The sequence below is a fragment of the Chryseobacterium sp. SNU WT5 genome (genome assembly GCF_007362475.1).
Taxonomy (GTDB): Bacteria; Bacteroidota; Bacteroidia; order Flavobacteriales; family Weeksellaceae; genus Kaistella.
Genome location: NZ_CP041687.1, coordinates 615,735 through 631,289 on the forward strand (window position 1 = coordinate 615,735; position 15,555 = coordinate 631,289).

Genomic DNA, 15,555 nt, shown 5'->3' on the forward strand with positions numbered 1-15,555 from the left:
TTTTAGCTACTAAATTAATAGGAAATGAAATTCTCTAAACTTTCTTTATTTGTACTGCTTCTTAGCGGAAGTTTTCACTTTGCACAAAATCAAAAATTTAGTATCGCTGAAGCTGTTAATGGTTTACGAAGCAATCTTGCAGTAAAAAACATATCACAATTCTCCTGGTCAGATGACAATAAATATTTCTATCAATCTGCGAAAAACAGCTATCTGAAAACGGAGATTTCAACGTTACGACAGGATACTTTAGTTTCACTGCATCAATTAAATAAAGATCTCTCACCTGAGAACAGATTAAAAACGATTCCTAAAATTACATTCGTTAGTGATGACAAAGGATATTATGCTCAAAATTCAAAATATTTCCGAATTGAGCGCAGTGGAAAAGACTGGAAGGTAAACGAATGGATTGTTTTGGATGACAATGCAGAAAATGCAGAAGTTTTAAGTAATAACCAAGGTATTGTTTATACCGTCAAGAATAATCTTTTTCTAAACAAAAACGGAAAAGTAACAGCAATTACTACGGATCAAGATGAAAATATTATAAATGGGAAAGCCGTACATCAACAAGAATTCGGTATAAATAAAGGAATTTTCATATCACCGGATCAGTCAAAAATCGCTTTTTACAGAATGGATCAAACAATGGTGGGTGACTATCCTATTATTGATTGGAGCGTAACGCCAGCCGTAAATAAAAACATCAAGTATCCGATGGCAGGTACACCTTCTCATCATGTAACTTTAGGAGTATATGACTTAAAAACAAATACGAAAAATTTTCTTAATATTGAAGGAGATCCAGAACAATATCTTACCTCCATTACCTGGAATCCAGATTCGAAATCGATATTTGTAGGTGTATTGAATCGTGATCAGAATGACATGAAAATGAATCAGTACAATGCCTCTACAGGTAATTTTATTAAAAAATTATTCGAAGAACAATCAGATAAGTATGTAGAGCCACAACATCCCTTACTATTTCTACCTAATTCTAAAACTGATTTTATTTGGCAAAGTCAGCGAACTGGCTACAATCATTTATTTCACTATAATACCGAAAAAGGATTAATCGCTCAATTAACCAAAGGTAATTGGCTCGTAACAGATATCGTTGGCTTTAATGAGAAAAAGAAAGAAATAGTATACGTATCGACGCAGGAATCCCCATTGGAACAGCATCTTTATAAATTGGACTGGACCAATTATAAAACCCAAAGACTAGATCAGGGTGCAGGAATACATTCTGGAATTTTAAGCAAAGATGGCACTTATCTGTACGATACCTACAGTAGTGATAATGTCCCACGACGAGTAAATTTAATAAATACACATACTTTAAAAACTAAAAACATCCTAAACTCAGAAAACCCTTTAAAAAATTATCAAAGACCTATAATTAAAAATGTAACCTTAAAAGCCGAAGACGGAACTCAATTATTTGGAAAAATTATCCTTCCAATCGATTTTAATGCTGAAAAGAAATATCCGGTAATTGTTTATTTATATAACGGCCCACATGCGCAACTCATTACGGATAGTTTTCCGGCATCTGGAAATTTATGGTATGAATATATGGCGCAAAAAGGATACATCGTTTTTACAATGGATGGCCGAGGATCCTCCAACAGAGGTCTAAAATTCGAACAAGCTATATTCAGAAATGCGGGTGAAGTCGAAATGAAAGATCAGTTAAAAGGAGTCGATTACTTGAAATCATTACCTTATGTTGACGCGGATAAGTTAGGAATTCATGGTTGGAGTTATGGTGGATTTATGACAACATGTTTTATGCTTAAAAACCCCGATATTTTTAAAGTGGCCGTCGCAGGAGGACCAGTTATAGATTGGAATATGTATGAAATTATGTACACAGAAAGATATATGGATTCACCACAAAATAATCCCGAAGGCTACAAGAAAGCGAATCTGCTGGATAAAGTCCAAAACCTAAAAGGGCATTTATTAATGATCCATGGAGCGCAAGATAACGTAGTGGTCTGGCAACATTCATTGAAGTTTTTAAAAGCAGCGGTAGATCATAGTGTTCAGCTCGACTATTTTGTCTATCCAGTACACGAACATAATGTATTGGGAAAAGACCGTGTCCATTTGATGCAAAAAGTAACAGACTATTTTGATGAATATTTAATGAAATAAATATTTATTTCATATACTCATACGTTATCAAACTTAATCGGACCTGTGATGGCTCAGTTTGATAATTTAATCAGGTTTTACATAATAGAATCGTTCGGTAGTTCTATCATAATTTTCCCTCCTAAATAATAAGATTTAGATAATATCTTTTGATTTTTATTAGATCAGTATCACTGTTAAAAACAATCCCGTACTAATGTTTAATCCTGTCTGCAACCGATGCAGTCTCCATTATTATGATTATTGATGAGAATACATTAATTTCTCACATTTTATAATAAGAAAACAATAAAAAATTGATTAGTCCTATTGGCAAAAACAGGAAAATATAACTGCCAAGACTTAACTAACGATATTCTCTAAAAATTAATTTAATAGGAATTATTCATTTAATATTCCAAAACCACTTGGAAAAAATCGAAACTGATCACAATTTAACGAAGCTATCAACACGCAACTATCTTGTGTCCATAGTCATAATTTCATGCTTTTCTACCGTTAAAATATTAAGTCTTTAATTCCGTCGATTTCTTTGGCATCATTACAGAAAAATAGATTCTGCTAGCCGAGAAGATCTACTTCCAAATACCATTATTGCTTATTTTTCTAATTCCTCGATTTTGATATTGATTACTGATCACAAAAAAAGCTCATCAAAATAAATTGATGAGCTTCTGTGTCCGCCGTGGCGGATAAAAAACTGGCGGCGACCTACTCTCCCGCGTTAGCAGTACCATCGGCGCTAGAGGGCTTAACTTCTGTGTTCGGAATGGGAACAGGTGAGCCCCTCTGCTAAAACCACCCTAAAGGCTGTTTTGTACAAAAGGATGTACAGTATATGTTATTAGTAGATAAAAGAGAATAGAAGAAAGATAAAAGACATAAGTGTCTTGCTTCTTTAATCTTGGTTCTTTTAGTCTAACTAAAAAAATCGATAAAAACGTTCACAAAGAGCAAACCTTGTTGCACTGTCGAGTGCCTTAATTAGGCAATAAATCTACGGGTAATTAGTACTACTCGGCTATGACATTACTGCCTTTACACCTATAGCCTATCAACGTTGTCATCTCCAACGACCCTTAAAAGATGTCTCATCTTGAGGCAGGTTTCGCACTTATATGCTTTCAGTGCTTATCCTTTCCAAACGTAGCTACTCAGCGGTGCTCCTGGCGGAACAACTGATACACCAGAGGTTTGTTCAAATCGGTCCTCTCGTACTAGATTCAAGCCCTCTCAAACATCTAACGCCCGCAATAGATAGAGACCGAACTGTCTCACGACGTTCTGAACCCAGCTCGCGTGCCACTTTAATGGGCGAACAGCCCAACCCTTGGGACCTTCTCCAGCCCCAGGATGTGACGAGCCGACATCGAGGTGCCGAACCTCCCCGTCGATATGAGCTCTTGGGGAGACTAGCCTGTTATCCCCGGAGTACCTTTTATCCTATGAGCGATGGCCCTTCCATACGGAACCACCGGATCACTATGTCCTGCTTTCGCACCTGATCGACTTGTAGGTCTCACAGTCAAGCACCCTTATGCCATTACACTCTACGCACGGTTACCAAGCGTGCTGAGGGTACCTTTGAAAGCCTCCGTTACTCTTTTGGAGGCGACCACCCAGTCAAACTACCCACCACGCAGTGTCCTTCCTTGTGAGAAGTTAGGCTCCAAATAAACAAAGGGTGGTATTTCAACATTGGCTCCACCGACACTAGCGTGCCAGCTTCAAAGCCTCCCACCTATCCTACACATTGTTTATTCAAAGTCAATACGAAGTTATAGTAAAGGTTCACAGGGTCTTTTCGTCCCATTGCGGGTACTCGGCATCTTCACCGAGACTACAATTTCACAGAGCTCATGGTTGAGACAGTGCCCAGATCGTTACACCATTCGTGCAGGTCGGAACTTACCCGACAAGGAATTTCGCTACCTTAGGACCGTTATAGTTACGGCCGCCGTTTACTGGGGCTTCAGTTAATTGCTTCGCTTACGCTAACAACCTTCCTTAACCTTCCAGCACCGGGCAGGTGTCAGACCCTATACAGCATCTTTCGATTTAGCAGAGTCCTGTGTTTTTGATAAACAGTCGCCTGGGCCTCTTTACTGAGGCCAGCATTGCTGCTGGCGTCCCTTCTTCCGAAGTTACGAGACTATTTTGCCTAGTTCCTTAACCATGATTCACTCTAGCACCTTAGGATTCTCTCCTCGACTACCTGTGTCGGTTTTGGTACGGGTTGCTTCACTTCGGCTTTTCTTGGAAGCACTTTCCCTACAACAACTTCGCCCGAAGGCTAGGTCTTGACTATTCCGTCAGTCTCCAGTAAGTACGGCACTCCGTCCCCTTTTTAGTGTGAGCAAGTTAGGGAATATTAACCCTATGTCCATCCACTTCCCCTTTCGGGTTCGCGTTAGGTCCCGACTAACCCTCAGCTGATTAGCATGGCTGAGGAAACCTTAGTCTTTCGGTGAGCGGGTTTCTCGCCCGCTTTATCGTTACTTATGCCTACATTTTCTTTTCTGTCCGCTCCACAACATCTCACGATACTGCTTCTGTGCAAACAGAATGCTCCCCTACCAGATATAATTCAAAATTATAAATCCATAGCTTCGGTACTATACTTATGCCCGATTATTATCCATGCCGAACCGCTCGACTAGTGAGCTGTTACGCACTCTTTAAATGAATGGCTGCTTCCAAGCCAACATCCTAGCTGTCAATGCAGTTCAACCGCGTTATTTCAACTTAGTATAGATTTGGGGACCTTAGCTGTTGGTCCGGGTTCTTTCCCTCTCGGACATGGACCTTAGCACCCATGCCCTCACTGCTGCGAAACATTTATTAGCATTCGGAGTTTGTCAGGAATTGGTAGGATTTGACTCCCCGCATCCAATCAGTAGCTCTACCTCTAATAAACTTGTCGCAACGCTGCACCTAAATGCATTTCGGGGAGTACGAGCTATCTCCCAGTTTGATTGGCCTTTCACCCCTACCCACAAGTCATCCGAAGACTTTTCAACGTCAACCGGTTCGGTCCTCCACTTTGTGTTACCAAAGCTTCAACCTGCCCATGGGTAGATCACAAGGTTTCGCGTCTAATCCTACTAACTAAGCGCCCTATTCAGACTCGCTTTCGCTCCGCCTCCGTACCTGAAGTACTTAAGCTCGCTAGTAAAATTAACTCGTAGGCTCATTATGCAAAAGGCACGCCGTCACCCAACTTGTGGGCTCCGACCGCTTGTAGGCGTACGGTTTCAGGTTCTCTTTCACCCTTCTATTCGAAGTGCTTTTCACCTTTCCTTCACAGTACTTGTTCACTATCGGTCTTTCAGGAGTATTTAGCCTTGGAGGATGGTCCCCCCATATTCAAACAGGATTTCACGTGTCCCGCCCTACTCATTTATCACTCAAATATGCCTTTCATATACGGGGCTATCACCCTCTATGGCTGTTCTTTCCAGAACATTCTATTAAACATATAAAAGCTTTTGGGCTAATCCGCTTTCGCTCGCCGCTACTTACGGAATCTCTTCGATTTCTTTTCCTCCGGGTACTTAGATGTTTCAGTTCTCCGGGTTTGCTCTCTAAATAAATTTAGAGTGACTGGTCTTCAACCAGCCGGGTTGCCCCATTCGGACATCTGCGGATCAATTCGTGTGTGCCGATCCCCGCAGCTTTTCGCAGCTTACCACGTCCTTCTTCGCCTCTGAAAGCCTAGGCATCCGCCATACGCCCTTAACGATTTCTTTCCTAATAATATATTAGTTCAGTTTTTTGTCTAACACCTAAGTGTTAAGACTAGTTTTATTTAAACTCGGCACTCGAAAGTGCTCGGTTTTCTCTTTGTGATGTTCTTATCGTTAATGTCAATGATCTTATCTCTTTTTGTAATACTGATGAACAGATGTGTTTTTGGCTCCATCCGTAACTTTTAAATCAGTCCTTCAAAACTGTGAATAAGATAGGTTCGATCCTATCAAACTCCCTAATTCCTTAGGTCGTTTTGCCTCCTTTCGGCATAATTCTATTCTGTATTATAAATATCTTCTATTCTTGCTTCTTTCCGAAGCGTTTCGTTGTATCTCTACAACTTTTCGTACTATTTTAAGTACTCTTTACATTGCACATTTTAATTTGTACAATATTGTGGAGAATAAGGGAGTCGAACCCTTGACCTCCTGCGTGCAAGGCAGGCGCTCTAGCCAACTGAGCTAATTCCCCGCTAGTTCCAGACCTGGAGACTAAAGAATAAAGAGTAAAGACTAATAATCGTCTTTTATCTTTTTTCTATGATCTTCCCGTCTTATTATTAGTAGTCTCGGGCAGGCTCGAACTGCCGACCTCTACATTATCAGTGTAGCGCTCTAACCAGCTGAGCTACGAGACTCTCTCTAATTAATAATTATTAATTAATAACTTTTAATTATCTCTTATCCCTTGATACTAATCCTAGTGGGTATGTTTTATTATAAAATAGCAACCAAATAAAGAAAAACGAAAGCTAACTTTGAGCAAGTGCTCTGATACTTGCGTATCTTTTTTGTTTAACGTCCTGTAGACGCTCTAAAATGAGATGTTCCAGCCGCACCTTCCGGTACGGCTACCTTGTTACGACTTAGCCCTAGTTACTTGTTTTACCCTAGGCAGCTCCTGTTACGGTCACCGACTTCAGGTACCCCAAACTTCCATGGCTTGACGGGCGGTGTGTACAAGGCCCGGGAACGTATTCACCGCGCCATGGCTGATGCGCGATTACTAGCGATTCCAGCTTCATAGAGTCGAGTTGCAGACTCCAATCCGAACTGAGACCGGCTTTCGAGATTTGCATCACATCGCTGTGTAGCTGCCCTCTGTACCGGCCATTGTATTACGTGTGTGGCCCAAGACGTAAGGGCCGTGATGATTTGACGTCATCCCCACCTTCCTCTCTACTTGCGTAGGCAGTCTCACTAGAGTCCTCAACTGAATGTTAGCAACTAGTGACAGGGGTTGCGCTCGTTGCAGGACTTAACCTAACACCTCACGGCACGAGCTGACGACAACCATGCAGCACCTTGAAAAATGTCCGAAGAAGGATCTATTTCTAAACCTGTCATTTCCCATTTAAGTCTTGGTAAGGTTCCTCGCGTATCATCGAATTAAACCACATAATCCACCGCTTGTGCGGGCCCCCGTCAATTCCTTTGAGTTTCATTCTTGCGAACGTACTCCCCAGGTGGCTAACTTATCACTTTCGCTTGGTCTCTGAAGCCGAAGCCCCAAAAACGAGTTAGCATCGTTTACGGCGTGGACTACCAGGGTATCTAATCCTGTTCGCTCCCCACGCTTTCGTCCCTCAGCGTCAGTTAAATCATGGTAACCTGCCTTCGCAATTGGTGTTCTAAGTAATATCTATGCATTTCACCGCTACACTACTTATTCCAGCTACCTCTAATTTACTCAAGACCGACAGTATCAACGGCAGTTTCATAGTTAAGCTATGAGATTTCACCACTGACTTATCGGCCCGCCTGCGGACCCTTTAAACCCAATAAATCCGGATAACGCTTGCACCCTCCGTATTACCGCGGCTGCTGGCACGGAGTTAGCCGGTGCTTATTCGTATAGTACCTTCAGCTAGATACACGTATCTAGGTTTATCCCTATACAAAAGAAGTTTACAATCCGTAGGACCGTCATCCTTCACGCGGGATGGCTGGATCAGGCTTTCACCCATTGTCCAATATTCCTCACTGCTGCCTCCCGTAGGAGTCTGGTCCGTGTCTCAGTACCAGTGTGGGGGATCTCCCTCTCAGGACCCCTAAAGATCAATGACTTGGTGAGCCGTTACCTCACCAACTATCTAATCTTGCGCGTGCCCATCTCTATCCACCGGAGTTTTCAATATAAACAGATGCCTGTCTATATATTATGGAGTATTAATCTTCCTTTCGAAAGGCTATCCTCCTGATAAAGGTAGGTTGCACACGTGTTACGCACCCGTACGCCGCTCTCTCTGTCCCGAAAGACAAATACCGCTCGGCTTGCATGTGTTAGGCCTCCCGCTAGCGTTCATCCTGAGCCAGGATCAAACTCTCCATTGTATGTTTGTCTGACTCACTCAAAGTTATTGACGCTTTGTTTTTCCTTAATTTCTTGGTTGTTATTTATATGTCAATGATCTCTATTCTTCTCGCAGTACTCCGGAATCTCTTTCTGTCGTTAATCCCGAATTGCGAGTGCAAAAGTATAAACTTATTTCTAATTGACCAAATGTTTTTAAAGAAATTTTAAAGTTTTTTTTAAACTATCTCCTCCCTTCTCTATCATTCAATCTGCTCATCTTCGCTTCCCCTTTTCTTTCGATTTGGGATTGCAAAGATAATAACTTTATTTTAATCGGCAAGCTTTTTTTAAAACAAAATAAAAAAAATTAATCCTCTATTCTATTCCTAATTATTAGCTGTCTGATCTACTTCGCTACTCTGTTTTTTAGAGTGGTGCAAATGTAATCCTACTTATCATATCTCACAACTTAATAACAACCTTATTTTATTCTTGTGCATAATTAATACCCTAAGAGATTGAATATCCACACAATGCAAACCGATAAAAGTTATCCACTTTATCTCAAACTGAGATTTTATTAGCTGTAATCTTTAATTACTAGCACTCCACCAAATAAGAATACCCGTAAATATCCTCCAGCCTATCATCACTTCTGGGGGAATGACAGGAACCGGAACACTAAATATAACCCCGCCTGGACTTGAAGATTACGCCCAGCTACTAAAAAAAAGGAATAGCGAAAAGGAAAAAAAAGAATCGTATCAAATACTTACTATAGTAGAGAATTATATTATGACAAATTATTACACTCAATTAGACCGATATCAGGTAAAAAATAGTCAATCTAATAAATTGGATAAAGATTTATATCGTAAAGCTAAACCTAAAAACTTAATTATAATATATCAAACGAGATCGAAAATATATAATTCAGCCTTTAAAATAAGAGAAGTGAAGTAAAGTTATGTAATGAAGAACTAAAATCCAGAAGGTGAATCGAAAACTAGGAATTAAAATCACATTACTTTATATATGGTGTTAAGAAGGAATAATTGGGAGATGGAAATATTCCTGACAATGTGAATTTTATTAATAATAGAAAAATAAGAGACGCATGAAGTAGATAAAAATTGATGAATGCAAATCTGGATCTTGCTCTATTAAAAAGGTAGTGTTTCACTAACTGTGTAAGTTGAAAAGTTATTCTGAAAAATTTTGAGCCTTCAAAAGCTCAAAACTTTTTCGGAAATAACTTTTTACTATTTTTAAACTTTATACAGTTATGATCGACAAAGAAGAATTATTAAACAACAAGGATTTCTACAAATCCTTCAAGAGTGGAGAAGATTTAACCTCTTTCTTCAAAACAATGCACAAACGAGCCGTAGAACATATGCTCGAAGCCGAATTAGATGACCATCTGGATACCGAGAAACATCAAAAAACAAAAGACGGAAATTATCGCAATGGCCATCAAACCAAGAAGATAAAAACCTCTTTTGGCGAAGATGAAATTAAAGTTCCGCGGGATAGGGAAAGTACTTTTGAGCCAGCCTTAGTTCCCAAAAGGCATAATATTATTGAAGGTTTGGAAAATGTTATCATCTCATTTTATGCCAAAGGAATGAGTGTAAGTGATATTGAAGATCAGATCAAGGAAATGTATGATTTTGATGTTTCAACATCCACAATATCCAGGATTACCAATGCGGTTTCCAGTGAGATTGTCGCTTGGCAAAATCGGCCACTAGAGGATTTATACCTCATTGTTTGGATGGATGGAATTGTTTTTAAAGTCCGTGAGAACTCAAAAGTTATCAACAAAACCATTTATCTTGCCGTTGGTTTAAGACGGGATGGAAGAAAAGAAGTTCTGGGAATGTGGCTTGGAAAAAACGAAAGTTCCAGTTTTTGGATGAGCGTTTTAACTGACATAAAAGCACGTGGCGTAGAAGATATACTAATCACTGCAACGGATAATCTCAATGGATTTACCCAAACTATTCGCAGTGTTTTCCCACAATCTCAAACTCAGATCTGCGTGGTGCATCAGATTAGAAATGCTTGTAAATACGTAGTTTGGAAGGACAGAAAAGCCTTTACTTCCGACATGAAACACATTTACAACGCTCCCATCAAGCAAGCCGCAGAAGCCACCTTAAATGATTTTGCAGAAAAATGGGAATCTAAATATTCGTATGCCATCAAATCCTGGAGAGATAATTGGGATGAATTAACGGTATTTTTCGAATTTCCGGTGGAAATCCGTAAAATCATTTACACCACCAATTTAATAGAAAATCTCAACGGAAAAATAAGAAAATATTCTAAAAATAAAATGTCTTTTCCTACTGATGATGCGGTTTTAAAGTCAGTTTTCCTTGCCTTAAGAGAAGCAACAAAAAAATGGACAATGCCGATTCGAGATTGGGGGATCGTATTAAATCAATTTATGCTTATATTTGAAGAAAGGCTCAAGTTATAAAAAACTCAAGCCTTAAACTTTTCAACTTACACACTTTGCGGGACAGTGTCATTAAAAATAATCGACTTTCTTTAGTTCCTATTATCTTATTCTTTTTTTTTAATGAATGATAAGAGTCCTGCTCGAACTGGCGAAACACTACTACTATTAAATTAAATCCTATACGCTATAAAATATCCCGAATAACTGTTCCCACGTATATGTAACAATTTGGCTTGAGAATTAGACTAAACAAAATTAAGGTGTTACTAACTCAAAAACCTAGTTATTTGTGTAGTTATAAATCTAAAAGATAAGAACTTCATCGTTGCCAACTCCTAAAAGGTTCGCTCTCTGATATTTTAAATATTAAAATAAAAAAGATTTTGGTATTTGGCCAATTATTGATTTATATGATTATAACATAATTGGTTAGACGATAAATAATAGAACGAACACCGAACAAGTTAGCGACTTGGGAAATGACTATCAAGAAGAGAAAAATTGATAACGTTCTACTTTTATTAAGATCAACAGGTTTAATATATAATCAATATCGTCTTTAAAATTTTCTTCCATTTACGCCATAAATTTCTGCGATGGCTTTACAGGGAAGCGCTTTTATATCGGCCGATATTTTTTAAGAACTCCGTAACATTCTGTGTCATGCGCGTACCTTTGGCAACGAGATTTCAATCCTTTTGAATAATACTTGTGGATCTATATCCATCATCTTCTGCGTTCCTTATCTTACCACGCAGTGGAAAAGCTTCTACCGTTGTTTCGGGCAAAACCCCTGAATGCAAGGGGAGAGAAGCAAACTTTTTGGGAATCGTATTTTCTTGGATCAAGCACAAAACTTGGGGACTGATCCATGAAGAATCTTATCAATCTCTTCAAATTTAACTACTTCGAAATGTTCAATTAAAAATTCAGCTAATAAAAATTTGAGAAGTTCTGTGTCGTTTACCATCTCACAAAATTATCTAATTTATCTTTTCTCCCCAAGTTTTGAGACTAATCCATTTTCTTCTTCGAACTCAAGATGGAGCACTCTATTTATTTCTTCGAATTTTACAATTTCAAAGTGGTCAATTAAAAATTCAGGTTATAATAATTTGATAATTTCTGTTTGATTTAGCATCTAACAAAATTATCAAATTCATCTATTCTTCCCAAGTTTTGAGACTGATCCTGCTTGATCTATTCGTATTGGGCTTCTCATTTTTGGACACAAAAAACCTCATACAAATTAATGTATGAGGTTTAAAAAAACTGGCGGCGACCTACTCTCCCGCGTTAGCAGTACCATCGGCGCTAGAGGGCTTAACTTCTGTGTTCGGAATGGGAACAGGTGAGCCCCTCTGCTAAAACCACCCTAAAGGCTGTTTTGTACAAAAGGATGTACAGTATATGTTATTAGTAGATAAAAGAGAATAGAAGAAAGATAAAAGACATAAGTGTCTTGCTTCTTTAATCTTGGTTCTTTTAGTCTAACTAAAAAAATCGATAAAAACGTTCACAAAGAGCAAACCTTGTTGCACTGTCGAGTGCCTTAATTAGGCAATAAATCTACGGGTAATTAGTACTACTCGGCTATGACATTACTGCCTTTACACCTATAGCCTATCAACGTTGTCATCTCCAACGACCCTTAAAAGATGTCTCATCTTGAGGCAGGTTTCGCACTTATATGCTTTCAGTGCTTATCCTTTCCAAACGTAGCTACTCAGCGGTGCTCCTGGCGGAACAACTGATACACCAGAGGTTTGTTCAAATCGGTCCTCTCGTACTAGATTCAAGCCCTCTCAAACATCTAACGCCCGCAATAGATAGAGACCGAACTGTCTCACGACGTTCTGAACCCAGCTCGCGTGCCACTTTAATGGGCGAACAGCCCAACCCTTGGGACCTTCTCCAGCCCCAGGATGTGACGAGCCGACATCGAGGTGCCGAACCTCCCCGTCGATATGAGCTCTTGGGGGAGACTAGCCTGTTATCCCCGGAGTACCTTTTATCCTATGAGCGATGGCCCTTCCATACGGAACCACCGGATCACTATGTCCTGCTTTCGCACCTGATCGACTTGTAGGTCTCACAGTCAAGCACCCTTATGCCATTACACTCTACGCACGGTTACCAAGCGTGCTGAGGGTACCTTTGAAAGCCTCCGTTACTCTTTTGGAGGCGACCACCCCAGTCAAACTACCCACCACGCAGTGTCCTTCCTTGTGAGAAGTTAGGCTCCAAATAAACAAAGGGTGGTATTTCAACATTGGCTCCACCGACACTAGCGTGCCAGCTTCAAAGCCTCCCACCTATCCTACACATTGTTTATTCAAAGTCAATACGAAGTTATAGTAAAGGTTCACAGGGTCTTTTCGTCCCATTGCGGGTACTCGGCATCTTCACCGAGACTACAATTTCACAGAGCTCATGGTTGAGACAGTGCCCAGATCGTTACACCATTCGTGCAGGTCGGAACTTACCCGACAAGGAATTTCGCTACCTTAGGACCGTTATAGTTACGGCCGCCGTTTACTGGGGCTTCAGTTAATTGCTTCGCTTACGCTAACAACCTTCCTTAACCTTCCAGCACCGGGCAGGTGTCAGACCCTATACAGCATCTTTCGATTTAGCAGAGTCCTGTGTTTTTGATAAACAGTCGCCTGGGCCTCTTTACTGAGGCCAGCATTGCTGCTGGCGTCCCTTCTTCCGAAGTTACGAGACTATTTTGCCTAGTTCCTTAACCATGATTCACTCTAGCACCTTAGGATTCTCTCCTCGACTACCTGTGTCGGTTTTGGTACGGGTTGCTTCACTTCGGCTTTTCTTGGAAGCACTTTCCCTACAACAACTTCGCCCGAAGGCTAGGTCTTGACTATTCCGTCAGTCTCCAGTAAGTACGGCACTCCGTCCCCTTTTTAGTGTGAGCAAGTTAGGGAATATTAACCCTATGTCCATCCACTTCCCCTTTCGGGTTCGCGTTAGGTCCCGACTAACCCTCAGCTGATTAGCATGGCTGAGGAAACCTTAGTCTTTCGGTGAGCGGGTTTCTCGCCCGCTTTATCGTTACTTATGCCTACATTTTCTTTTCTGTCCGCTCCACAACATCTCACGATACTGCTTCTGTGCAAACAGAATGCTCCCCTACCAGATATAATTCAAAATTATAAATCCATAGCTTCGGTACTATACTTATGCCCGATTATTATCCATGCCGAACCGCTCGACTAGTGAGCTGTTACGCACTCTTTAAATGAATGGCTGCTTCCAAGCCAACATCCTAGCTGTCAATGCAGTTCAACCGCGTTATTTCAACTTAGTATAGATTTGGGACCTTAGCTGTTGGTCCGGGTTCTTTCCCTCTCGGACATGGACCTTAGCACCCATGCCCTCACTGCTGCGAAACATTTATTAGCATTCGGAGTTTGTCAGGAATTGGTAGGATTTGACTCCCCCGCATCCAATCAGTAGCTCTACCTCTAATAAACTTGTCGCAACGCTGCACCTAAATGCATTTCGGGGAGTACGAGCTATCTCCCAGTTTGATTGGCCTTTCACCCCTACCCACAAGTCATCCGAAGACTTTTCAACGTCAACCGGTTCGGTCCTCCACTTTGTGTTACCAAAGCTTCAACCTGCCCATGGGTAGATCACAAGGTTTCGCGTCTAATCCTACTAACTAAGCGCCCTATTCAGACTCGCTTTCGCTCCGCCTCCGTACCTGAAGTACTTAAGCTCGCTAGTAAAATTAACTCGTAGGCTCATTATGCAAAAGGCACGCCGTCACCCAACTTGTGGGCTCCGACCGCTTGTAGGCGTACGGTTTCAGGTTCTCTTTCACCCTTCTATTCGAAGTGCTTTTCACCTTTCCTTCACAGTACTTGTTCACTATCGGTCTTTCAGGAGTATTTAGCCTTGGAGGATGGTCCCCCCATATTCAAACAGGATTTCACGTGTCCCGCCCTACTCATTTATCACTCAAATATGCCTTTCATATACGGGGCTATCACCCTCTATGGCTGTTCTTTCCAGAACATTCTATTAAACATATAAAAGCTTTTGGGCTAATCCGCTTTCGCTCGCCGCTACTTACGGAATCTCTTCGATTTCTTTTCCTCCGGGTACTTAGATGTTTCAGTTCTCCGGGTTTGCTCTCTAAATAAATTTAGAGTGACTGGTCTTCAACCAGCCGGGTTGCCCCATTCGGACATCTGCGGATCAATTCGTGTGTGCCGATCCCCGCAGCTTTTCGCAGCTTACCACGTCCTTCTTCGCCTCTGAAAGCCTAGGCATCCGCCATACGCCCTTAACGATTTCTTTCCTAATAATATATTAGTTCAGTTTTTTGTCTAACACCTAAGTGTTAAGACTAGTTTTATTTAAACTCGGCACTCGAAAGTGCTCGGTTTTCTCTTTGTGATGTTCTTATCGTTAATGTCAATGATCTTATCTCTTTTTGTAATACTGATGAACAGATGTGTTTTTGGCTCCATCCGTAACTTTTAAATCAGTCCTTCAAAACTGTGAATAAGATAGGTTCGATCCTATCAAACTCCCTAATTCCTTAGGTCGTTTTGCCTCCTTTCGGCATAATTCTATTCTGTATTATAAATATCTTCTATTCTTGCTTCTTTCCGAAGCGTTTCGTTGTATCTCTACAACTTTTCGTACTATTTTAAGTACTCTTTACATTGCACATTTTAATTTGTACAATATTGTGGAGAATAAGGGAGTCGAACCCTTGACCTCCTGCGTGCAAGGCAGGCGCTCTAGCCAACTGAGCTAATTCCCCGCTAGTTCCAGACCTGGAGACTAAAGAATAAAGAGTAAAGACTAATAATCGTCTTTTATCTTTTTTCTATGATCTT

At 40.6% G+C, this 15,555-nt stretch carries 3 protein-coding genes, 3 tRNA genes and 5 rRNA genes; 3 read left to right on the forward strand and 8 right to left on the reverse strand.

Annotated features, from left to right (window positions below; translation table 11 throughout):
• The first annotated feature begins 24 nt into the window (after positions 1-24).
• The gene (locus FNJ88_RS02915) at positions 25-2,169 is read left to right on the forward strand and encodes a S9 family peptidase (protein ID WP_143851665.1); all 2,145 of its coding nucleotides are present in this window, start codon (positions 25-27) and stop codon (positions 2,167-2,169) included.
• A gap of 698 nt (positions 2,170-2,867) precedes the next feature.
• Here FNJ88_RS02915 and rrf (FNJ88_RS02920) read toward each other — a convergent pair.
• The 5 genes from rrf (FNJ88_RS02920) to FNJ88_RS02940 form a co-directional block, all read right to left on the reverse strand.
• A 5S ribosomal RNA gene (gene rrf, locus FNJ88_RS02920) occupies positions 2,868-2,975 on the reverse strand.
• Positions 2,976-3,156: 181 nt separating this feature from the next.
• Positions 3,157-5,918, reverse strand: a 23S ribosomal RNA gene (locus FNJ88_RS02925).
• Positions 5,919-6,316: 398 nt separating this feature from the next.
• Positions 6,317-6,390, reverse strand: a tRNA-Ala gene (locus tag FNJ88_RS02930).
• A 92-nt stretch (positions 6,391-6,482) separates the two neighbouring features.
• Positions 6,483-6,556, reverse strand: a tRNA-Ile gene (locus tag FNJ88_RS02935).
• A 179-nt stretch (positions 6,557-6,735) separates the two neighbouring features.
• Positions 6,736-8,252, reverse strand: a 16S ribosomal RNA gene (locus FNJ88_RS02940).
• The 16S, 23S and 5S rRNA genes sit together here with 2 tRNA genes alongside, the layout of an rRNA operon.
• A gap of 1,247 nt (positions 8,253-9,499) precedes the next feature.
• Here FNJ88_RS02940 and FNJ88_RS02950 point away from each other — a divergent pair.
• A complete protein-coding gene (locus FNJ88_RS02950; protein WP_143851667.1) occupies positions 9,500-10,702 on the forward strand; it encodes an IS256 family transposase in 1,203 nt (400 codons plus the stop codon).
• Between the two features lie 693 nt (positions 10,703-11,395).
• On the forward strand, positions 11,396-11,587 hold the full coding sequence (locus FNJ88_RS02955; protein WP_143851668.1) for a hypothetical protein: 192 nt from the start codon (positions 11,396-11,398) through the stop codon (positions 11,585-11,587).
• 367 nt (positions 11,588-11,954) lie between these two features.
• Here the strand turns inward: FNJ88_RS02955 and rrf (FNJ88_RS02960) are convergent.
• The 3 genes from rrf (FNJ88_RS02960) to FNJ88_RS02970 all read right to left on the reverse strand — a co-directional run bounded on the left by rrf (FNJ88_RS02960) (position 11,955) and on the right by FNJ88_RS02970 (position 15,479).
• Positions 11,955-12,062, reverse strand: a 5S ribosomal RNA gene (rrf, locus tag FNJ88_RS02960).
• Between the two features lie 181 nt (positions 12,063-12,243).
• A 23S ribosomal RNA gene (locus FNJ88_RS02965) occupies positions 12,244-15,007 on the reverse strand.
• A gap of 398 nt (positions 15,008-15,405) precedes the next feature.
• Positions 15,406-15,479: transfer RNA gene (locus FNJ88_RS02970), tRNA-Ala, on the reverse strand.
• Positions 15,480-15,555: the final 76 nt, after the last annotated feature.